22 protein-coding genes are annotated in these 19,543 nt (G+C 56.2%); 11 read left to right on the top strand and 11 right to left on the bottom strand.

All coding sequences use genetic code 11. The features are described 5' to 3' along the window. The first annotated feature begins 21 nt into the window (after positions 1-21). On the top strand, positions 22-945 hold the full coding sequence (locus tag H151_RS0104055) for an acyl-CoA desaturase (protein ID WP_019960359.1): 924 nt from the start codon (positions 22-24) through the stop codon (positions 943-945). 75 nt (positions 946-1,020) lie between these two features. Here H151_RS0104055 and fabB read toward each other — a convergent pair whose 3' ends face one another. The 3 genes from fabB to H151_RS0104040 all read right to left on the bottom strand — a co-directional run bounded on the left by fabB (position 1,021) and on the right by H151_RS0104040 (position 3,412). After that, the gene (gene fabB / locus H151_RS0104050) at positions 1,021-2,235 is read right to left on the bottom strand and encodes a beta-ketoacyl-ACP synthase I (RefSeq protein ID WP_019960358.1); all 1,215 of its coding nucleotides are present in this window, start codon (positions 2,233-2,235) and stop codon (positions 1,021-1,023) included. Next, positions 2,232-2,765, bottom strand: a complete 534-nt coding sequence (gene fabA, locus H151_RS0104045; RefSeq protein WP_019960357.1) for a bifunctional 3-hydroxydecanoyl-ACP dehydratase/trans-2-decenoyl-ACP isomerase — start codon at positions 2,763-2,765, stop codon at positions 2,232-2,234. The genes fabB and fabA overlap by 4 nt, the downstream gene beginning before the upstream one ends. A 98-nt stretch (positions 2,766-2,863) precedes the next feature. Continuing rightward, positions 2,864-3,412: an SH3 domain-containing protein gene (locus H151_RS0104040; protein WP_019960356.1), complete on the bottom strand. Its 549-nt coding sequence runs from the start codon at positions 3,410-3,412 to the stop codon at positions 2,864-2,866. Positions 3,413-3,579: 167 nt separating this feature from the next. Between H151_RS0104040 and H151_RS0104035 the strand changes: the two genes are divergently transcribed. Further along, positions 3,580-4,485, top strand: coding sequence for an MBL fold metallo-hydrolase (locus tag H151_RS0104035; protein WP_156823355.1), 906 nt, complete (start codon positions 3,580-3,582; stop codon positions 4,483-4,485). 78 nt (positions 4,486-4,563) lie between these two features. After that, on the top strand, positions 4,564-4,866 hold the full coding sequence (locus H151_RS17490; protein WP_156823354.1) for a hypothetical protein: 303 nt from the start codon (positions 4,564-4,566) through the stop codon (positions 4,864-4,866). Here H151_RS17490 and H151_RS0104030 read toward each other — a convergent pair. Further along, positions 4,798-5,541, bottom strand: a complete 744-nt coding sequence (locus H151_RS0104030; protein ID WP_019960354.1) for a HesA/MoeB/ThiF family protein — start codon at positions 5,539-5,541, stop codon at positions 4,798-4,800. The genes H151_RS17490 and H151_RS0104030 overlap by 69 nt on opposite strands. A 114-nt stretch (positions 5,542-5,655) precedes the next feature. Between H151_RS0104030 and H151_RS0104025 the strand changes: the two genes are divergently transcribed. Both H151_RS0104025 and H151_RS17835 read left to right on the top strand, forming a co-directional pair. Continuing rightward, entirely contained in the window at positions 5,656-6,081 is a 426-nt protein-coding gene (locus H151_RS0104025; protein ID WP_019960353.1) for a hypothetical protein, read from the top strand. Between the two features lie 266 nt (positions 6,082-6,347). Then, the gene (locus H151_RS17835; protein ID WP_019960352.1) at positions 6,348-7,664 is read left to right on the top strand and encodes an ATP-dependent DNA helicase; all 1,317 of its coding nucleotides are present in this window, start codon (positions 6,348-6,350) and stop codon (positions 7,662-7,664) included. Here H151_RS17835 and H151_RS0104015 read toward each other — a convergent pair. The 7 genes from H151_RS0104015 to H151_RS0103985 all read right to left on the bottom strand — a co-directional run bounded on the left by H151_RS0104015 (position 7,661) and on the right by H151_RS0103985 (position 13,138). Further along, entirely contained in the window at positions 7,661-7,948 is a 288-nt protein-coding gene (locus H151_RS0104015; RefSeq protein ID WP_019960351.1) for a type II toxin-antitoxin system RelE/ParE family toxin, read from the bottom strand. The genes H151_RS17835 and H151_RS0104015 overlap by 4 nt on opposite strands. Further along, on the bottom strand, positions 7,945-8,193 hold the full coding sequence (locus H151_RS0104010) for a type II toxin-antitoxin system ParD family antitoxin (RefSeq protein ID WP_019960350.1): 249 nt from the start codon (positions 8,191-8,193) through the stop codon (positions 7,945-7,947). The genes H151_RS0104015 and H151_RS0104010 overlap by 4 nt, the downstream gene beginning before the upstream one ends. A 60-nt stretch (positions 8,194-8,253) precedes the next feature. Further along, positions 8,254-8,700 carry a dUTP diphosphatase gene (gene dut, locus H151_RS0104005; protein ID WP_019960349.1) on the bottom strand — a complete coding sequence of 149 codons (447 nt, stop codon included), beginning with the start codon at positions 8,698-8,700 and terminating at the stop codon, positions 8,254-8,256. Positions 8,701-8,723: 23 nt separating this feature from the next. Further along, positions 8,724-9,932 (bottom strand): bifunctional phosphopantothenoylcysteine decarboxylase/phosphopantothenate--cysteine ligase CoaBC, encoded by a 1,209-nt coding sequence (gene coaBC, locus H151_RS0104000; RefSeq protein WP_019960348.1) that lies wholly within the window; start codon positions 9,930-9,932, stop codon positions 8,724-8,726. A gap of 88 nt (positions 9,933-10,020) precedes the next feature. After that, positions 10,021-11,562, bottom strand: a complete 1,542-nt coding sequence (gene ubiB, locus H151_RS0103995; protein ID WP_019960347.1) for a 2-polyprenylphenol 6-hydroxylase — start codon at positions 11,560-11,562, stop codon at positions 10,021-10,023. Positions 11,563-11,623: 61 nt separating this feature from the next. Continuing rightward, positions 11,624-12,403, bottom strand: a complete 780-nt coding sequence (locus H151_RS0103990; RefSeq protein WP_019960346.1) for a class I SAM-dependent methyltransferase — start codon at positions 12,401-12,403, stop codon at positions 11,624-11,626. A gap of 99 nt (positions 12,404-12,502) precedes the next feature. Continuing rightward, positions 12,503-13,138: a hypothetical protein gene (locus H151_RS0103985; protein ID WP_019960345.1), complete on the bottom strand. Its 636-nt coding sequence runs from the start codon at positions 13,136-13,138 to the stop codon at positions 12,503-12,505. Positions 13,139-13,181: 43 nt separating this feature from the next. Here H151_RS0103985 and mutM point away from each other — a divergent pair, with 43 nt between their 5' ends. From mutM to dnaN, 6 genes are all read left to right on the top strand, one after another. Further along, complete coding sequence (gene mutM / locus H151_RS0103980) at positions 13,182-14,057, top strand: bifunctional DNA-formamidopyrimidine glycosylase/DNA-(apurinic or apyrimidinic site) lyase (RefSeq protein ID WP_019960344.1); 876 nt, start codon at positions 13,182-13,184, stop codon at positions 14,055-14,057. 96 nt (positions 14,058-14,153) lie between these two features. Further along, positions 14,154-15,038 (top strand): TraB/GumN family protein, encoded by an 885-nt coding sequence (locus H151_RS0103975; protein ID WP_019960343.1) that lies wholly within the window; start codon positions 14,154-14,156, stop codon positions 15,036-15,038. A gap of 139 nt (positions 15,039-15,177) precedes the next feature. Further along, positions 15,178-15,954 (top strand): enoyl-CoA hydratase, encoded by a 777-nt coding sequence (locus H151_RS0103970; RefSeq protein WP_019960342.1) that lies wholly within the window; start codon positions 15,178-15,180, stop codon positions 15,952-15,954. A 121-nt stretch (positions 15,955-16,075) separates the two neighbouring features. Further along, positions 16,076-16,345: a 30S ribosomal protein S20 gene (gene rpsT / locus H151_RS0103965; protein ID WP_019960341.1), complete on the top strand. Its 270-nt coding sequence runs from the start codon at positions 16,076-16,078 to the stop codon at positions 16,343-16,345. 474 nt (positions 16,346-16,819) lie between these two features. Further along, entirely contained in the window at positions 16,820-18,283 is a 1,464-nt protein-coding gene (gene dnaA, locus H151_RS0103960) for a chromosomal replication initiator protein DnaA (RefSeq protein ID WP_019960340.1), read from the top strand. A 132-nt stretch (positions 18,284-18,415) separates the two neighbouring features. After that, positions 18,416-19,534 carry a DNA polymerase III subunit beta gene (dnaN, locus tag H151_RS0103955; RefSeq protein WP_019960339.1) on the top strand — a complete coding sequence of 373 codons (1,119 nt, stop codon included), beginning with the start codon at positions 18,416-18,418 and terminating at the stop codon, positions 19,532-19,534. The last annotated feature ends 9 nt before the right edge of the window (positions 19,535-19,543 follow it).

Below are 19,543 nucleotides of genomic sequence, written 5' to 3'. Positions count from 1 at the left end.
CAGATAAGGGTGCAAAGACATATGGCTCCACTACCTCGCTCTCAATCCATTGAAAAATCATGGTCAAATTTGGATTGGCCGAGCGTTTTCGCGGCCGTGATCTATCCCAGCCTTGGGGTTATCGGTTTGATCTTGGCTATGGTTTTGGGCTTGGCCCTGCCCGCCATTACTTTCCATTGGTGGTATATCGTGTTGGCCATGATGGTCGGGGGTATCACTTTGATGGCGTGCAATATGGGCATTGGGGTCCTGCACCGCATCTGGCAACATAAAGCCGGTGAATTGAAATGGCCCGCCCAGATCATCACGGCTTTGAACTGTGTTCTGGCGATGCAGGGTACGCTTAAAGACTGGGTCAATTATCATTCCCAACACCATCGCCTGTCCGATAAGCCAGGCGATCCGCATAATCCGGCTGAAGGAAAGCTCTGGGCCTGGATGGGCTGGTTGTTTTTCCGCGATCGCAATGATTTGAAGCGCCCGATGGCGATGTGGTTGCGCGATATTCCCTTCGTGAAGATCACCGATCAGCATTATAACTGGCTGACCTTGACCATCCATCTGTTTGTTCCGGCGGCAATTTATCTGGCGACCTGGGCGCTGGGCGGATCTGTGATTCTGGTCTTGTTATTACATTCGGCCGCGATCATTGCGCGCGGGGTGCAATTTCACGCCACGATTTTGGGGATCAATGTCTTTGGTCATCTCAAAACCCCGCTCTGGTTTGATTATGTCTTGGCCCTGTTGACCGGCGGTGAAGCCTTCCATGATCACCATCATGATTACCCTGTGAGTGCGCTTCACTTGCCGCGCAAGGGCTTTTTCAATCGCATCTTTGACTATAATGGCACTTTGCTGTTGATTTTTGAAAAGCTGAAATGGGCAAAAGATCTGAAGATCGCCCCGCAATTTATCAGCCAGCCGCGCCTGCCGGCTGCGGAATAGGGTTCCAGCTTTTCGCATAAAAAAAGCCGCTCCGGATGACCGGGGCGGCTTTTTTGTTAGACTTTGGGGGCCAGATTAGTCCGGTGTCCCCATAATGATCGTGCCGTTCGTACCGCCAAAGCCGAAGGAGTTCGACATCACGGTATTGAGTGTTGCGGCTTGGGTTTCACGCACAATTGGCAGGCCATCAAACTCAGGATCCAGCTCATCAATATTGATGGAAGGGGCGATGAAGCCGCCTTGCATCATGAGGAGGCAATAGATCGCTTCTTGCACACCGGCCGCGCCGAGCGAGTGCCCGGTCATGGATTTGGTGGCAGAGAAGGCTGGGATATTGGCCCCGAAAGTGGCGCGGATCGCCTTGGATTCTGCGACATCGCCGACCGGGGTCGAAGTCGCGTGCGGATTGATATAATCAATCGTGCGGCCCTTGGCTTCGGCCATGGCAATTTTCATGGAGCGCTCTGCGCCCTCGCCCGAGGGGGCAACCATGTCATAGCCATCCGATGTTGCGCCATAGCCCAGGATTTCAGCATAGATCTTGGCCCCGCGCGCTTTGGCCCGCTCATACTCTTCCAAGATCACAATGCCAGCCCCGCCCGCAATGACGAACCCATCACGGTTTTTGTCAAAGGCGCGGGAGGCCCGCTCTGGCGTGTCATTATAGCCGGTGGACATCGCGCCCATGGCATCAAACAGGTTGGAGAGCGTCCAGTGTAGTTCTTCACCGCCCCCGGCAAACATTACATCCTGCTTACCCCATTGGATCTGCTCGGCGGCGGCCCCGATGCAATGCAAAGAGGTCGTACATGCCGATGAGATGGAGTAATTCAGGCCCTTGATCTTGAAAGGGGTCGCCAAGGTGGCCGAGCCCGTTGAGCTCATCGCCTTGGGCACTGCGAACGGCCCAATGCGCTTGGGACCTTTTTCACGGGTGATGTCAGCCGCCTTTACGATGGCATCGGTAGAGGGCCCCCCGGTGCCGACGATCAGGCCGGTACGCTCATGCGAGACCTCTTCAGGGCTCAACCCGGCATCGCTAATGGCCTGTTCCATGGCCATATAGCACCAGCCCGCACCCTCACCCATAAAGCGGTAAGCGCGTTTATCAACGTGCTCTTGCGCGTTAACATTCGGCTTGGCGTGGACTTGGCAGCGAAAGCCCAGCTCTTGATAGTCAGGGGCTTGGATGACCCCGGATTGACCAGCCCGCAAGGCTTTTTGCACAGCCTCAGCGTTCTCGCCGATGGAAGAAATAATACCCAGTCCGGTAACGACTACACGCCTCATTCAGACTCTCGCGACTTGTTAGCTTCTGGTTTGAACAGGCCGACCCGAAGGTCCTTGGCAGTATAAATGATTTCGCCGTCCGCTTCTACATGTCCGTCGGCGATGCCCAGGACCAAACGTCTCATAATGACCCGCTTAAGGTTGATAACATAGCGAACTTTTTTTACGTCAGGCGTAATTTGTCCGGTGAACTTTACTTCACCCACGCCCAGCGCGCGACCACGCCCTTCTGCGCCTGACCAGCCCAAGAAAAAGCCGACCAATTGCCACATCGCATCCAGACCTAAACAGCCTGGCATCACAGGGTCACCTTTGAAGTGGCATTGGAAAAACCACAAATCGTCTTTGATATCCAGCTCGGCCTCAACCAGGCCTTTACCGAATTCGCCGCCATCAGAGGTGATCTTGGTGATACGGTCCATCATCAGCATGGGCGGTAAGGGAAGCTGAGCATTCCCATCGCCCCATAGCTGCGCATTACCTGATTGGATCAGGCCATCATAATCATAATGGTCGGGTTGGTTTGTCATTTGCCTTAAGCCCGAAGGTTGCGACCGTTCAGAATTTTAAGGCTCTGCTCAGTCGGGTTTGAATGCGTCCATGAGGATCATTCAAACCAATCGCGTGGTTAGAGGGAAGGACCGGTAGCATGGCTCTCGGTCTGGCTCAAGGTTGGGGCTGTGCCCAATTCATGGGGATAAACCCCCCACAGATCGCGCGCCTGGGCCCAGCCGCGCTGGCCCTCAACCTCTAAACGGCACCATCCCGACAAGCACCGCTCCAGCCATAGCATGGCACCGGGCTCAGCCAGGGCTTCTTGCGGGGCTTCGGCATCCGGGCGGGTGCGCAGCCAGGTGGGGTTCACGACCCAGACCGAGCGCCGCCCAGAGAGCATGCGTTCATGCACCCAAACTTCTTCGCCTTCAGGGTCGCGAATGCGCCGCCAGCTTTCGGTTTCGGCAATGACTTCGATGGGAAGGCCTGCGCGCTTATAATGCCAGGCAATCGGATGATCGGTGGAGGGGCCAGAACGCCCGTTCACACTGGAAAACTTCAAGGACATATAGCGCGGAATGGGAAGGCCGCTGTCCGATCCCGTCGATCGTGACGGGGCCTGCGCCCCCGCAGGAAGGGCGATGAGTATCCAGATCAGAAGAAGGCTTAAAACACGGATCATAGACTTAGGGGTGCGCCCATACTGGTAAATCAGACGTTAACGAGGTGGACGGTTCAGTGAAGTGTGAAACAGTGTTTTTTGACTCGGTTTATTTAGCACGCTTTTTTTGAAGATCGATCACAGTGTCCCTATATGCAAGGCATCAGATTTTGATGAAGGGGCTGATGATGATCCGCACGCTTATCCAAACGACTATCTTATCGACCAGCTTACTCGTGCCCAGCATGGCTTTGGCACAAGACGATGTTCAGGTTCAAACCACCGATCTGGGTCACGGGCTCTATATGCTTGCGACCGATCAGGCGGGCAATGTGGGCATTTTAGTGGGTGAAGATGGCGTCTTTATGATCGACACCCAATATGAGCGCCTCGCGCCCCTGATTGATCACGCCCAGCGCGAGATTTCAGGCCAGGATGTGGAGCTGGTGCTGAACACCCATTGGCATGGGGATCATGTTCAGGGCAATGCCTATTTTGCTGAACGTGGCGCCGTGATTGCCGCCCATCACACCGTGCGTGAACGCCTGACCCATCCCCAGACCTCGCACCTCCTTGGATCTACGGCGGAGCCTTTGGCCGGCGCGTTTTTGCCAAGCCTTAATCTGGGCGATCATTTTACCATCACGATGAATGGGCAAACGGCCGACATCGTCCACACCCCCACCGCCCACACCGATGGCGATCTTTTCATCGTGTTTGAAGAGGCCAATGTTATTCACGCCGGTGATCTCCTCTTCTCAGGCATGTTCCCTTATATCGACCTCGATACGGGGGGCACAGTTGAGGGTTATATCGCCGGTATGGAAGCGATCATTGCGCGCTCTGATGAGAATACCAAAATCATCTCTGGCCATGGCCCGCTCTCTACGCGCGCCGATCTGGAAGCGTCTGTGGCGATGCTGCGCGAGGGTAAAGCCCGCGTTCAAGCCCTGGTCGATCAAGGCTTGACTTTAGCCCAGATCCAAGAGGCCAATCCCTTGGCGGATTTCCATGAGGACTGGAATTGGCGCTTCATCACGACCGAGCGCATGACCACAACCCTCTATCGCGATATCACCGGCCGTCTCGAATAAGACACGTAACACAATTACAAAGACTTCAGACTTTGGACAGGGTCGGGAAAGCCGCCCCTGTCTAGTCTGGGTCTTATGATGAGCCAGAACACCCCCCTTGATACGACCTCGACCTCGCATCGCGCCCCCTGGGGGGTGCTGGCTCATTGGCATCCCGGTTGGATATCGGCCCTTGGTCTGGTGCTGGGCGGGGTGATTGGTATGATCATTGTCGCCGTCAGCGGCGCTTTGGTCTTCGGTCTGATCCTGGGTTTTGCGCCCTGGGCGGTTTTAGGACTTGTTCTGGATCTCGCCTGGGCCAGATCTCACGCCTTAGAGCGTCCCGCAGCTGGGACAGGCCGGGTCCTTGGCCAGAGTGACGATCCGGGTGCGCGCCGTTAAGCCCTCATAGATCCACAGCCGGTTCTTTAACACCTGGCCCGCGCCAGTGATCAGCTTGATCGCCTCCAACGCCATCAGGGATCCGCAGATGCCAGTTAACGGCCCAACGACCCCCACGCGTTCACAGGTTTCTGCTTCGGGCGGAATGTCCGGCACGAAGCATTGATAGCAAGCGGTCTCGCTCTCGTGACCGGCAAAGACGCTCGCCTGGGCATCCCAGCGCCCCAAGGCCCCGGATATGAGCGGGATTTGCGCCGCGATCGCCGCGTGATTGACGGCGAAACGCGTCTCGAAATCATCACAGCCATCCAGAACCACATCCACACCTTGAAGCAGTGCTGGAAGGTTCTGCGCATCGGCTTTGACGGCGTGAATGTCACAGTGAAGGCGCGGATCAAGCGCGGTGAGGCGATCTTTGGCGCGCTGCGCCTTGGGGGCGCCGATATCCTTTGTGGTATAGAGAATCTGGCGTTGTAAATTATCTAAGCTGACATAATCAGGATCAATAAGGGTCAGCTTTCCTACGCCCGCCGCCGCCAGATAGAGCGCAGCAGGCGCGCCAAGCCCGCCCACACCGATGAGGGCGATATGGGCTCTAGCGAGTTTGTTCTGTCCCGGCCCCCCGATTTCTTTGAGCAAGATATGTCGGGCATGACGCTCAATATCAATGGACATGGATAACTCGCATTTCATGTTTTTGACGAAAAGCTAAGGATCGTCTTCAGCTTACATTCAGGCAGCGCCCCTCATGCTTTCATGCATGCCATGACTTACGTAGGGAGGGACATTTTGAAACACTATGCTTTGGCGGCTTTGGCGACCAGTCTTATGCTCAGCGCCTGTGCAACGACGGAAGGCTATCGTCAGCAAACGGAACAATATATCGGCCAGACTTCTGATATGTTGGTGATTGAATTAGGCCCGCCTCTGCGCCGTCATGCCTTGAGCGATGACAGCGAGGTCTGGGTCTATCAATTCGAAGAATATCGCTATATTCCCGGTCATCATTATACCGTGCCTGTCGAGCGCCGGGTGACGTATCGCGACAGTGATGGCTATCGCCGCGAGCGCAAAGAAGTCATTGAGGATGTGGTCTATGAACCACCGCGTGATTATTGGGCCCCGTGTGAAACTCGCTTTGTGATCAGCCCCGATGGCTATGTGCGCGATTTCCGCTTTGAGGGTGAGGCGTGCCGCGCGCCAGAGCGTCGCTAGGACTATGAAGAAATTTGTTCCTTGCAAGGACTATATGTCGACAAGCATAATGCGATAAGCCAGATCCCGCGGGGCAAGGCGCTATCATCAAGAGGGGGGTAGCCCTTGTGAAATGGGTTGATGGGATCTGGTTAAGGCACAGGAGGGCTAACCGGCGTGAAACGCCCTCCTGTGCCGTCCCTTTTAAAGACCGCAGTGACATCTTGGCCTAGCGCTTTAGGGCGAAGCCCGCCATGGTAGTGTTCTAGATTTGTTTAGGTCCCGCCATGTCCCTGCTCGCCTCTGATCCCAATGTCCCCGCGCTTGCCGCTGACCAGACCGCCTTAATCAATTTCCTGATTGATAAGCGGCCTAATCTGTTCCTGACGGGCCGGGCGGGGACAGGCAAGACCACGTTGCTGCGTGAGTTTTTACGTCGGGCGGGCGCGCGCGCGGCCGTGGTGGCCCCCACTGGGGTTGCGGCCATGCATGTGGGGGGCCAGACCCTTCATTCCTTCTTCCGCTTGCCGCCGCGCTTGATTGAGCCTGCCGACATCAAACGCTTGCGCAATGCGCGCGCTTTACAAGCCTTAGAGACCTTGGTGATCGATGAGATCTCCATGGTGCGCTCAGATGTGATGTGGGCGATTGATGCCAGCCTGCGCCTCAACCGTAATCGCCAGGAACCCTTTGGCGGGGTGCAGGTTATTCTGGTTGGTGATCTGGCTCAGCTGCCTCCGATTGCTCAGGGCGAAGAAGGGGCCTATCTTGACATGGCCTATGGCGGGCCCTTCTTCTTCCACCCGCCGGTGTTTCGTGATGCGGGCTTTAGCTATGTCGAGCTGGAACAGGTTTATCGCCAATCCGATCCCGATTTCGTCAATGTCCTGAATGGGGTGCGCGATGGGGATCTGCGTGAAGATCAAGCCAGCCTGTTAAATGCTCGTGTGACCGGGCGTTCGGGTCTGGAAGCCAGCGCCAGCCATGTCGTGCTGACCGCCACCAATCAGGCGGCGTTTAATATCAATTATCAACGCTTGGAAGGCCTTCCCGGCACACCCAAAGTCTTTGGGGCCAAGGTTGAAGGTCAGTTTGAAGAGCGCGCCTATCCCACCGAAGATCCTTTGGTGTTGAAAGCGGGCGCGCGGGTGATGATGATCCGCAATGACCCCCAAGGGCGCTGGGTCAATGGCTCGCTGGGCGAAGTGGCGGGCTTCGAAGGCGATAAAATCCGCATCAAGATCGGCAACGACCAGCATCTGGTCGAGCCGCAAAAATGGGAACGCTATCGCTATGCCTATGATGCCGGGCAAAAGGCGCTCTCGAAAGATGCGGTGGGGGGATTTACCCAATTTCCGCTGCGCCTGGCCTGGGCGATGACTATCCATAAAGCCCAAGGGCTGACTTTGGATAAGGTCTATATCGATATCGCACGCAATCTGTTTGCCCATGGGCAGGCCTATGTGGCCCTGTCACGTGCGCGCAGTCTTGAGGGCTTGGAGCTGTCGCGTTCTTTACGCCCGCAAGACATTATCATCGATCAGCGTGTGTTTGATGTGAAGGCCTATTGCGATCCGCTCCCTCAAGGGCTGTTGGGGCGTTAAAGCGTTGTTTCACGATGCTGGCGGCCTAAGACCCTGATGATTTCGATGCCATCTGGGCAAAGGCGATAATAAATCGAATAAGGTCCGCACAGGGCGCGGCGATAGCCTGGCCGGATATAATCCACTTGTGGATAAATCGTCGGGCTGTGTGCAATTCGGCGAAAGACTTGGTCTAATTTATCCCGGAATATCTTACTTTGCTGCGGGCCAAAATGATCTTGCCCCCAGCGCACGATTTGGCGCAGATCGTCTTCCGCCGCGCGCGTGACCCATAAGGGGGTCATCGCTTTTGCGTTTCATCCAGCCAAATGTCTTGCAGGCAAAGCGGGCTGCGACCGCTGGCCTCACCCTCAATCAGGGCACGGCGCAAATCCTCGATATGCTCTTGAGTTTCCGCTTCGCGGATTTGCCGCTCATCAATCAAGTCTTTGATAAGCGCGCTTAAAGATCCGTACCGCCCCTCTTTTACCTGCAGCTCTAACCAGCTTTCATGCTGGGGCGATAAAGCGATGGTCTTTTGAACGCTCATAGACAAACCTCGGGTCACGAGCCCTAGAGTTTAGCTGAAACTTACCCCAGATACCAGCGATCACACGCCCGTCGAGCCAAAGCCGCCGCTGCCGCGTTCGGTGTCATCCAGGCTATCCACCAGACTCCATTGGATTTGAATTACCGGGGCGATGATCATCTGGGCGATACGCTCGCCGCGTTGAACCACGAAATCGCTGGGCCCATGGTTGATCAGATTGACGAATATCTCACCGCGATAATCCGCATCCACCGTGCCGGGGGTGTTGAGGCAGGTCACGCCATGCTTGGCGGCCAGGCCTGAACGCGGACGCACCTGGGCCTCATAACCCTGGGGTAGAGCCATGGCGAGGCCCGTGGGGATTAAACGCCATTGCCCGCTGGGGATGGTGATGGGCGCGTCTTGGGGGACGGCAGCGCGTAAATCCATGCCCGCACTGCCAGCGGTTTGATAGGCGGGCAACTCCAACCCAGAAAAATGATCGAGCGCGCGAACGGGTACGTGCATGGCATAGTCCTTATAATGATGGATTAGGCTTTGGCCGCAGCGAAGTGTTCGCTGATCGCGGCGGTAATGTCGCGCGCAATCTCGGCCTTGCTGGCGCGGGCCAGCGGGCGGGTGAAGGTCTCAGCGACAATCAAGGCTTCGTTCTCGCTGCCGCCCATCACATCGCCGGAGACATCGTTGGCGATGATCCAGTCACAGCCCTTGCGTTTGCGTTTGTCTTTGGCCAGCTTTTCAACCTCATGGGTCTCAGCGGCAAAACCAATGACCAGGCGGGGGCGATCGGTTTTTAATTGCGAGACGGCGCGCAAAATGTCTGGGTTTTCCGCGAGCGACAGGCTCGCCACGGTGGCTTTTTCCAGTTTAAGCTTTTTGTCCGAGGTTTCTTTCGGCCGCCAATCGGCGACCGCTGCGACGCCGATAAAGATGTCAGCGGGCAGGGCGTTTTCGACCGCGCTCAACATTTCGAGCGCGGTTTCAATGCGCTCGGTTTTAAGGCCATAGGGGCTGGGTAATTGCGTTGGACCCGACACCAGGATGACATCCGCCCCGGCATCGCGCAGGGCTTCGGCCAGGGCATAGCCTTGCTTACCTGAGGAGTGATTAGACAGGAAGCGCACCGGATCTAAAGGCTCAATCGTTGGCCCGGCGGTGATGACCACACGCTTTCCAGCCAGCGGCTTAGGCGCGGTGATGGCGTTCAGGCGCGCTTCGATAATCTGGCTCAAGCGTTCAATCTCGGGCAGGCGACCGGGTCCAAATTCGCCGCAGGCCATTTCGCCCTCATCCGGCTCAATCACCTCAACACCGCGCGCGCGCAGGGTTTTGACATTGGCTTGGGTGGCGGCGTGCGTCCACATGCGCACATTCATCGCCGGGGCCATCAGGACGGGCGTGTCGGTGGCCAGTAAGGTCGTGCTGGCTAAATCATCACACAGGCCATGGGCGGCTTTGGCCAGGATATTGGCTGTGGCGGGGACCACACAGATGAGATCGGCGGAGCGGGATAGCTCGATATGGCCCATCTCCGCCTCATCGGTGAGGGAGAAGAGGTCGTCATAGACCTTCTGCCCGGATAGCGCGCTCACACTCATGGGGGTGACAAATTGCTTGGCCGCTTCGGTCAGAATGGGCGTGGTGGTGATACCCTTTTTCTTGAGCGCGCGAATAAGCTCCAGCGATTTGAAGGCTGCAACGCCGCCGGAAATGATAAGGAGGATGCGTGCTTCGGCCAATTGGGCCTCCCATGACGGTCAATAGGGTGCGCTTAGGCTTACAAGGTCTCGGGCGCGGGGGCAAAGTCTCTTTTGCGGGCGTTCGATGTTAAAGAGTGTGTAAGAGCCAATATCCGATACCGCCGACAGCGCAGGCCAGAAGAAAGCCCAGCCCCATGCCCCAACCCCAATGCAGCGGACCTCGTAGTTCGCGCGGCGGGTGGGCGCGTGCGCGCTCGGCCAGATCTGAGATATCATCAATGAAGTGCGGCAGGCGGCGGATGGCCCCGCGTAGTGCCCGTAAATCGTCCAGCGCGTCCATGACCTGACCCTCAGGGCCCAGCTCGCGGCGCATGAAGCGTTCCACCGCCGGGCCGGAGGCCGTCCACATATTGTGAGCGGCTGAGAGCGAGCGGCACACCCCCTCGACCTGCACCATGGTCTTTTGCAGTAAGACCAATTGCGGCTGAAGATGCATGTCAAACAGCTCAGTGATTTCAAAAAGTTGCAAAAGCACGCGCGACATATGCACATTCGAGGCGTCTTTACCGAAGATCGGCTCGGCCACGGCGCGCAGCGCACTGGCAAAATCGGCCTTGGCATGATGGGGCGGCACATAGCCCGCATCGAAATGGGCTTGGGCGGCGCGATCATAATCCTTGGTCAGGAAGCCATAGAGAATTTCCGCTAGATAGCGCCGTTCGCTCAGCCCTAAGCGGCCCATAATGCCAAAATCGACGGCCCATAGCTGTCCGGTGGGGGTCACGAACAGATTGCCGCCATGAAGATCGGCATGGAAGACCCCGCGTTCCAGCGCTGTGGTCAGGAAGGCATCGGTCAGATCAGCGGCCAATTTCACCTTGTTGACCCCCGCAGCATCGATGCGCGCGATGTCATTCAGCGGCAGGGCTTCGATCCAGCGGGTGGTCAATACCTGTTTGGAGGTTCGCGCCCAATCGACTTCTGGAATGAAGAAATTATCCGCTGCGGCGCTGGCTTCTGAAAGCTCTGAAGCCGCGGCGGCTTCCAGGCGTAAATCCAGCTCTAGAGTTAGCGAGCGCGCGACGGTCTCAACAAAGGCATGGGGTTCTAACCGCTTAGACTTGGGATAGAGGCTTTGGGCTAGCTTGGCACCCAAACGCAGCGCGCGAATATCACGGTGAATGCGCCGCTCGACATCCGGGCGCAGGATTTTCACCGCCACATCGCGCCCATCCAGGGTGCGGGCCTTATGTACTTGCGCGATGGAGGCCGCCGCGATGGCCGGGCCCAGTGTCTCAAAATAGGACGAAATCGGACCTTGGAGCTCCTTTTCAAGGATCGCGCGGGCGAGATCGTCATCAAAGGGTGGCAGGCGGTCTTGCAGACGCATCAGGCCTTGGGCGAAGCTTTCGCCAATCACGTCAGAGCGCGTGGCGAGCACCTGGCCAAATTTGATATAGGCCGGGCCCAGTTTTTCCAAGGCTTGGGCCAGACGCTCGCCGGGATTGTCCGCCCGGTTGCGGATGGCAATCAGGCGCGCGACTTTACCGACCAGGCGGGCCGGGGCGGGCATGGCGGCCTGATATTCGGCCGGGAACATGGCGTCATGACGCGCCAGGGTCCATCCGGCGCGAAGAAGACGAAGGGTATCAATGAGCGTTCTAAACACGGGGGTGATGCTGTCTTAAGGGCTGAGGGCATGACGGGGAGGGCGAAAGGCAGGGAGGGGATTAAATCTTCCACCCGGTATGCAGCGCCGCGATGCCGCCTGAGAAATTGGTGACTTTGACGTTTTTAAAGCCTGCCGCTTCAATCTCCGCCGCGAATGCCGATTGAATGGGGAAGCGGCGGATCGATTCCACGAGATATTGATAACTCTCGCGGTCCTTCACGATCCATTCGCCCATCTGGGGGATGGCATTGAATGACCATAGATCATACATTTTTTCCAAGGCCCGCGTGGTGGGGCGTGAAAATTCCAGACAGAAAAAGCGACCGCCCGGTTTTAAAACGCGGTGAAACTCGCTCAAGGCCGCGGCGCGGTCGGTAACATTGCGGATGCCAAAGCTGATGGTCACGGCATGGGCCGAGGCCGCTTCAAAGGGCAGGCATTCCGCATTGACGCAGGCCCAATCCATATGATCGCGCAGACCGCGCTTGCGCCCGGCTTGCAGCATTTCATAATTGATATCGGCGACGATGGCACTGGCGGGTTGACCGCCGCGCCGGCGCTGGACTGCGTCTGCACGATCAAGGAAGGCGCGCGCAATATCGCCTGTACCACCGGCAACATCGATCAAATGCTCACCCGGTTGCGGGTTCAGCTTGGTGATCATCATGTCTTTCCACACGCGGTGTACGCCAAAAGACATCAGATCATTCATCAGATCATATTTGGGTGCGGCGCTGTCAAACACGCCCTTGACCATGCCGGCCTTTTGCGACCAATCGACCTGTTTAAAGCCAAAGGACGCGGTGCGGGTCTGATCGTGGGTCTGGGTTTCGCTCATGGCCTATCATCCTGATCGCTATGATTTTGGCGCGACCATAGGCCCAAAGCGCGGGTAGGGCCAGTGGTCATAGCCGCGCGCGATGGCAGGGCGCGGCGATTAAAGCGCGATCAGATCGCGCTCGCCGGTTTGATAGGAAAAGACGCTAAAGCCCTCTTCACCCGATTGGCTTTCGCAGCCCTGCCAAAAGGCCAGAAGGGCCATTTGGCCTTTGGGCGTTCCGGCCGAGAGGCGATAAGCGAGCGCTTGGGACAGCGTCATCGTGCCCATATCGCGGTGCGGATCACCGCTGACGCACAGGACTTTCAGGTCGGCGCGCGTGACGGCCAGCCGGTCGATGCGGTCAATGATATGAGGCCAGTTGCCGCACCAGGCCGCTTCAAAGGCGAGCGGATATCCGATCAAATGGGAATTGGGTCGGGCCAGGATTTTAAGGCCCAGCTCGTTCATCCAAGGATGCGTGATGTGAATATGATCGGGCAAATGGCGCAGCGGCAGGCGATGGGAAAAGCCCAGATGTGCGCTCAACTGGCTGGTATAGATCTCTTCATCCAGCACTGTGCCAAAGTGAGACAGCAAAAGCCCGCCCAGCTTATCCGTCCACGGATGGGGCGCACGCACATAGAGGCTCGGCCGGTCAACACCGCGCCGGCTCAAGGCAAGCTCGCCTAATGCGGTTTGAACCGCATGGGATAGCTGTGCGATGCTGGGATAGCTCGCCCCTCGTCCCCCCATGGCCTATTTTCCCCTCATGGTCATGTCTTAAGAAAGTATTGTGATGCCAGAATTGCCAGAAGTCGAGACCGTTCGTCGCGGTTTGATCCCCGCCATGGTGGGTCGTTGCATACTTCGCGCCGAGATTAACCGCCCCGATCTGAGATTTCCTTTTCCGGACAATATGGCTGCGCGTCTGGAAGGCGCGAGGGTGGAGGTGATCGAGCGGCGCTCAAAATATCTTCTGATCCGGCTGAGTAGCGAGGAGACTTTGCTGGCGCATCTGGGCATGTCAGGGCGCTTTTCGATCCTGGCTGAAGACCTCGCCGCGCAGCCCGGTGATTTCGTTTATGCCGCGCGTGCCAACCCCAAGCATGATCATGTCGTCCTTCATCTCGAAGGCGGGGTGGAGGTGCGTTATAATGATCCGCGCCGCTTTGGTTTTATGATGCTTTATCCCAGTGACGGCGATGATCGCCATCCCGCCTTGAAGGATCTAGGCCCAGAGCCGTTATCCAATGCGCTTGATGATGCCTATCTCACGGCGAAGCTGTTGGCGAAACGCTCCAGTATTAAGGCCCTGCTCCTTGATCAGCGCATTATTGCCGGGCTTGGCAATATCTATGTCTGTGAAGCGCTATATCGCGCTGGGCTTCATCCCGAAGTGAGCGGATCGCGTCTCATCCCCCAGGATGTAGAGCGCCTGTTGCCCCATATTCGCGCCGTGATTGCTGAGGCGATTGAGGCGGGGGGATCAACCTTAAAAGATTATGCGGGGGTCGATGGCGCTTTAGGGTATTTTCAGCATCGCTTCAAAGTCTATGGGCGAGAGGGTGAAGCGTGCCTGGCAGAAGGGTGCACCGCTTCGATTGAGCGGATCGTACAAAATGGGCGCTCGACATTTTTTTGTCCGGCCTGTCAAAGGGATAATGACGCTTGACAGGGTAAAGGCGTTGAGACAAGCTTGCTTTACATATCGTCCTGACAGACACGATAAGCGCGTAGGGCGATAGGTCGATTAAAAAAAGGAAAAACTATGATCAAGACGGTTCTGACAAGCGTGATGTGCGTTGCAGGTTTGATGGGCGCCAGCGTTCAGGCGCAAAGTGATGCCCATCCAGCCCTATGGTCGATATCTGATGAGGATTCGACCGTTTATTTTTTCGGCTCCTTCCATTTGCTGCCTGAGGGTGTTGAGTGGAAATCTGCGGCCTATGAAGCGGCTTTTGCCGATGCTGAAACGATTATTTTTGAAACCGATGGGAATAGTCCTGAAGGTCAGCAAGCCGTTGCCGCTTTGATCCCACAGATGGGATTGAATGCGCCGGGCGTGACGTTAAGTTCACAGCTGGATGAAGAGACTTTGGCCAAGCTTTCTGAGGTCGCGCCCAGCTTAGGCCTGCCCGTGGCGGCGTTGGAGCCCTTAAAGCCATGGTTGGCTTCGGTGATGTTGGGTGTAACCCATATGCAGGCTTTGGGCTTTGACCCTGAAAAAGGCGTTGAGCATACGGTCTATGGCGATGGAGTTGCGGCGGGAAAAGCCTTCGCTTATCTCGAAACGCCTCAGCAGCAGATTGGATATTTTGCCAACCTCCCACAAGACGTGCAGGTGGAGATGGTGGGCGAGTCTCTTGATGGTATTGAACGTTTGAGCTCTATCCTTGAAGAGATGGTGTCCGCTTGGGAAGCCGGAGATGTCGACACCATTCACCGCTTGATTGCTGAAGAAATGGAAGAAGACTCTCCTGAAGTTTATGACGCTTTGATTGTTCAACGTAACCATATGTGGGTTGAACCTTTGAAAGCGGCGTTGGCGGGTTCTGAAGATGTTCTGGTGGTTGTCGGTGCAGGCCATATGACCGGCGCGGATGGAATTTTGCCGCTCCTCGAAGCCCAAGGCCTTCACGTTACTCGACATTAAAGGCTAGCCAGCTTAACCGTTTCAGGTGAGATTGTGCGCTGCAGGGTGTCGACCCGGCGGCGCACTTGAGCTATTGAGGCGTTTAGAGTGTCGTAAATGAGTTGCGCCCCCTTTGTGGCGCGTCAGTCGGGAGTGGCCTATGGCCTACCAAAATATTCAAACCAAAACCGAAGGCCGCGTTGGGGTTATCACCTTTGATCGGCCTTCTGCTTTGAACGCTTTGTGCGATGATCTGACCCGTGAATTGAGCGAGGCGTTGGCCGCGTTTGAAGCTGACAGTGATATCGGCTGTGTGGTTTTGACCGGTTCGGCCAAGGCCTTTGCCGCCGGTGCAGATATCAAAGAATTACAAGGTCGCGATTATATCGACCTTTATATGCATGACCCGTTCGCGAAAACCTGGGAATCGGTAGCGCGTTTCCGTAAGCCGATCATTGCCGCCGTTGCCGGTTACGCGCTGGGCGGTGGGTGTGAGATTGCCATGATGTGCGATTTCATTATTGCCGCGGAAACCGCAAAATTCGGCCAGCCCGAGATCAATCTGGGTGTGATGCCCGGGGCCGGGGGCACCCAGCGCTTGGCACGGGCCGTGGGTAAAGCCAAGGCCATGGATATGTGTCTTACAGGTCGCATGATGGGCGCAGAAGAAGCCGAACGCGCTGGGCTCGTTTCGCGCTTAGTCCCTGCCGATGACCTAATGGATGTCGCGATGGAAGCGGCCGAGGCGATCGCCAGCAAGTCTCTTCCCATTGCGATGATGACCAAAGAAGCGATTAATATTTCTCAGGAATTAAGCCTTTCTGAGGGTATCCGTTTTGAGCGTCGCGTGTTTCAGGCTCAGTTCACCACTGAGGACCAGAAAGAGGGCATGGCGGCCTTTGCTGAAAAGCGTTCAGCGCATTTCAAACATCGCTAACCGTGTTATACGCTTGACGTGAAGGCGTGGCCCGTCTATATGCCGCGCCTCACGGTTTTTCCAGCGCCGCCTTTGGTGTGAAGGTGTGGCGCGCTTGTTTTACAAACGTTCAGGACCACACATGGCGAATACGGCGTCGGCTAAGAAAATGGTGCGCAAGATTGCGCGTCGCACGGAAATCAACAAAAACCGCCGCTCGCGGATGCGCACTTTCGTAAAGAAAGTTGAACACGCTCTTGCGGCCGGGAATGCAGATGAAGCAAGAGCAGCATTTTTGACAGCTCAGTCAGAAGTGATGCATGCGGCGTCTAACGGCATCATTCACAAGAATACCGCGGCCCGCAAAATTTCGCGACTGAATGCTCGCGTTAAAGCGTTGGCGACGGCCTAATTCATTCCTAAACGGATGAAGATTGAAGCGCTCGTAGAGAAACTCTGCGGGCGCTTTTTTTATTATGTATACACACAACGAGTGAACGCATTCAATCTCTTTTCTCCATTTCAATGAAGTTGTTGCGACATACACGTAACTGTCACACTGAATCGGTTCAGCTTTTTGAGTGTCACAAATCGAACGGTTTAGGAACACAAAAAATATCTAATTTTTTTTCATTTTCCAACGCCTAGTCCCCGTTAGATTTTTTGGATGTCAAGTCGTGATTCGGGGGTCTTGAACGGTTAATCCTGTTGACCCGCGAGGCTCGATCAGTAACCTAAGAACTCCAGACGGTAGTCATCTCCATACGGACCATGAAATCCGCAGCGGGCGCATCCTATGATGTGGCGCTGAGCGTGATGGCTTTTCCGAAATTCAAAACTTTGACTGCGTTCAGAATGAACAGGCAAAGGCAGAGGTTGGGGAATTATGGGCTTGAACAACTCGGTATATGCGCTGGCCGACACGACCGCACCTGCCACCACCATGGGCTCCATGGTCAGCGGTGTATGGCGTGAAGTGCGCGCTCACCTGCGTCGTGAATACGGCGATACCGTTTTCGCGGCAGAGATTGCACGTTTGCGTGTGGTCGAAGATCTCAACCAGCGTATTTTAATTGTCTCCCCGAATGAGTTCAGCCGCTCGTGGGTTGAAGACAATCTTGGATCTCGCTTGGCCGCGCTTTGGGCGCAATATGATCAGACCCCGCGTGAGATTGAATTATGCGTCGACGGTCAGGCCCTGCCTGTGTCGAGTGATTTGTCCGCCGAGACAAGACAGGGTGCTGCACATCGCGCATCAGGTGCTAATGTTGGCGTTCAAGGCGCACCCAGCGTGCAGGACTCCTCCACCATGAACCCTGAGCCGCAGCAAAAATCATCTCGCTTCACGTTTGACACCTTCATGGTCGGTCAGGCCAATGTGATGGCGGCCACGGCGGCAAAAGCCATTGCGACCTCGCCAGAGCCCCCCTTCAATCCGGTGTTCTTCCACGGTGATTATGGCGTGGGCAAAACCCATTTGATGAGCGCGATCGTCTCGTCTTGTGCGCCTGCCAAGAAGTGCATGTATTTGACGGCCGAAGAATTCCTCAATGGCTTTCGCTCGGCCTTGCGTCAGAACAATGTTCAGCCCTTCAAAGATCAGGTGCGCACCTGTGATGTCTTATTGATCGATGATGTGCATTTCATCGCGGGTAAGCCGCGCACTGAAGATGAGTTTCTGCACACCTTGCTTGCGATGATCGCGGAGAATAAGCAGGTCGTGCTGGCTTCTCATTGTACCCCCAGTGAGCTCAATATCACCGATGAGCGCTTGCGCTCGGTGTTGCGCGGCGGCTTTGCCTGCCCGCTGCAATCGCCCGATTTGGATCTGCGCCGTAAAATTGTCGATTGCAAAATCACCCAGGCCCGCACCCATCATTGCCCTGATCTCGACGTGCCCGAAGCGGTGCGCGATTTCTTGGCGGCGCGTGTCACCTCCTCTCCGCGCGATCTGGAAGGCGTTTTAAACAATGTCATCGTGCGCACGGCCTATATGGGCCTGCCGGTGACGATGGATACGGTTGAAGACGTGCTGCGGGAGCTGCCCGTGAAGACCGAACGGCGTTTGACTGTGGACGATATCCAAAAAGCGTGTGCGGCGCATTTCTCGATCAGCGTCTCGGATTTGACCTCTAAGCGTCGTACCCAAACCGTTGTGCGTCCGCGCCACATCGCGATGTATCTGGCCAAGACCCTGACCACGCGCTCGCTTCCCGATATTGGGCGGCGTTTTGGTGGGCGTGATCACTCTACGGTGATCCATGCGGTCAACAAAATTTCTGAGCGCCTGCCTCATGATCCCACCTTGATGGACGACATAGAGGCGGTGAAGCGACAGCTCCAGAATTAATCGACCAAAAGTTACTGGAACGCCGCAAGATCGCTATCTTGCGGCGTTTCTATTTGAACACTATGGTAATCACCCACTGTTTCAAACCTTTCCCCTTGGGGATCATAATCCGTCCGAAGAAGGCGCTCTTTTATGAAACTGACAATTGAGCGCGCCGCCCTCCTGAAAGCCTTGGGTCACGTCCAGGCGGTGGTCGAGCGTCGCAATACCATTCCAATTCTGTCCAATGTCCTGATTGAAGCCAGCGGCGATCAAGCCCGCTTCACCGCTACGGATCTGGACATGGAAATTGTCGAAGCCACGGGCGCACGCGTGGATCGTGAGGGCATGGTCACCGCGCCCGCCCATACGCTTTATGAAATCGCGCGTAAATTGCCCGACGGGGCCGATGTGACCTTGGAAATGGCCAGCGATGACCCGCGTATGTCTTTGTCCGCTGGGCGTTCGCGTTTCAATCTTCCGGCCTTGCCGCCCAGTGATTTTCCGGTGATGCCGAGTGAAGATCTGGCGGTCACGTTCCAGGCCCCGGCCGATCAAATGGCACGCCTGATTGATAAGACACGCTTTGCGGTCTCGACCGAGGAAACGCGTTATTACCTCAACGGTATTCACATCCATGTCGCTGATCGTGATCGCCGTCCGGTCTTGCGCGCCGTGGCGACCGATGGTCACCGTCTGGCGCTGGCTGAGATGCAATTACCCTCCGGCGCTGAGGCGATGGCCGCGATTATCGTGCCGCGTAAAGCCGTCAATGAAATCCGCCGTCTGCTTGAAGATGCCAATGACGATGTCACGGTCTCGGTCTCTGAAGGCAAGATCCGCTTTGGCTTTGGCGCAGCGGTGCTGACCTCAAAGCTGATTGATGGCTCTTTCCCTGATTATGAGCGGGTCATTCCGCGCGGTAATGACAAGTTGATGCGTGTAGATCGCGCACCGTTTGCTCAGGCTGTGGACCGGGTCGCGACGATTTCTCAGGAAAAATCGCGCTCGATCAAGCTCTCCATGAGCCAGGGCCAGGTTGTCCTGACCGTCAATAACCCTGAAAGCGGTCAAGCCAGCGAAGAGCTTAGCGCAGATTATAGCTCGGATGAGATGCATATCGGCTTTAACGCACGCTATTTGTTGGATGTTGCCGCTCAGATTGGCGGGGATGAAGTGGTGTTTGAATTTAACGATTCAGCCTCTCCCACACGTGTCACCGATAGCGGTGATCCGGACGCTGAATATGTGCTGATGCCGCTACGCGTTTAGGCCCCTTAG

Origin of the sequence: Woodsholea maritima DSM 17123 (assembly GCF_000382325.1) — a bacterium.
Classification (GTDB): Bacteria; Pseudomonadota; Alphaproteobacteria; order Caulobacterales; family Maricaulaceae; genus Woodsholea; species Woodsholea maritima.
This window is presented reverse-complemented; position numbering and strand designations above follow the sequence as displayed.

Excerpts from the sequence above, each read along its gene's own strand:
- H151_RS0103985 (WP_019960345.1), bottom strand. The coding sequence starts at position 13,138 with ATGGGGGGACGAGGGGCGAGCTATCCCAGCATCGCACAGCTATCCCAT.
- rpsT (WP_019960341.1), top strand. The coding sequence starts at position 16,076 with ATGGCGAATACGGCGTCGGCTAAGAAAATGGTGCGCAAGATTGCGCGT.
- mutM (WP_019960344.1), top strand. The coding sequence starts at position 13,182 with ATGCCAGAATTGCCAGAAGTCGAGACCGTTCGTCGCGGTTTGATCCCC.
- H151_RS0103990 (WP_019960346.1), bottom strand. The coding sequence starts at position 12,403 with ATGAGCGAAACCCAGACCCACGATCAGACCCGCACCGCGTCCTTTGGC.
- H151_RS0104015 (WP_019960351.1), bottom strand. The coding sequence starts at position 7,948 with ATGACCCCCTTATGGGTCACGCGCGCGGCGGAAGACGATCTGCGCCAA.
- H151_RS17835 (WP_019960352.1), top strand. The coding sequence starts at position 6,348 with ATGTCCCTGCTCGCCTCTGATCCCAATGTCCCCGCGCTTGCCGCTGAC.
- dnaN (WP_019960339.1), top strand. The coding sequence starts at position 18,416 with ATGAAACTGACAATTGAGCGCGCCGCCCTCCTGAAAGCCTTGGGTCAC.
- H151_RS0103975 (WP_019960343.1), top strand. The coding sequence starts at position 14,154 with ATGATCAAGACGGTTCTGACAAGCGTGATGTGCGTTGCAGGTTTGATG.
- fabA (WP_019960357.1), bottom strand. The coding sequence starts at position 2,765 with ATGACAAACCAACCCGACCATTATGATTATGATGGCCTGATCCAATCA.
- H151_RS0104030 (WP_019960354.1), bottom strand. The coding sequence starts at position 5,541 with ATGTCCATTGATATTGAGCGTCATGCCCGACATATCTTGCTCAAAGAA.
- H151_RS17490 (WP_156823354.1), top strand. The coding sequence starts at position 4,564 with ATGAGCCAGAACACCCCCCTTGATACGACCTCGACCTCGCATCGCGCC.
- H151_RS0104010 (WP_019960350.1), bottom strand. The coding sequence starts at position 8,193 with ATGAGCGTTCAAAAGACCATCGCTTTATCGCCCCAGCATGAAAGCTGG.
- H151_RS0103970 (WP_019960342.1), top strand. The coding sequence starts at position 15,178 with ATGGCCTACCAAAATATTCAAACCAAAACCGAAGGCCGCGTTGGGGTT.
- dnaA (WP_019960340.1), top strand. The coding sequence starts at position 16,820 with ATGGGCTTGAACAACTCGGTATATGCGCTGGCCGACACGACCGCACCT.
- fabB (WP_019960358.1), bottom strand. The coding sequence starts at position 2,235 with ATGAGGCGTGTAGTCGTTACCGGACTGGGTATTATTTCTTCCATCGGC.
- dut (WP_019960349.1), bottom strand. The coding sequence starts at position 8,700 with ATGCACGTACCCGTTCGCGCGCTCGATCATTTTTCTGGGTTGGAGTTG.
- H151_RS0104035 (WP_156823355.1), top strand. The coding sequence starts at position 3,580 with ATGATCCGCACGCTTATCCAAACGACTATCTTATCGACCAGCTTACTC.
- H151_RS0104040 (WP_019960356.1), bottom strand. The coding sequence starts at position 3,412 with ATGATCCGTGTTTTAAGCCTTCTTCTGATCTGGATACTCATCGCCCTT.
- H151_RS0104055 (WP_019960359.1), top strand. The coding sequence starts at position 22 with ATGGCTCCACTACCTCGCTCTCAATCCATTGAAAAATCATGGTCAAAT.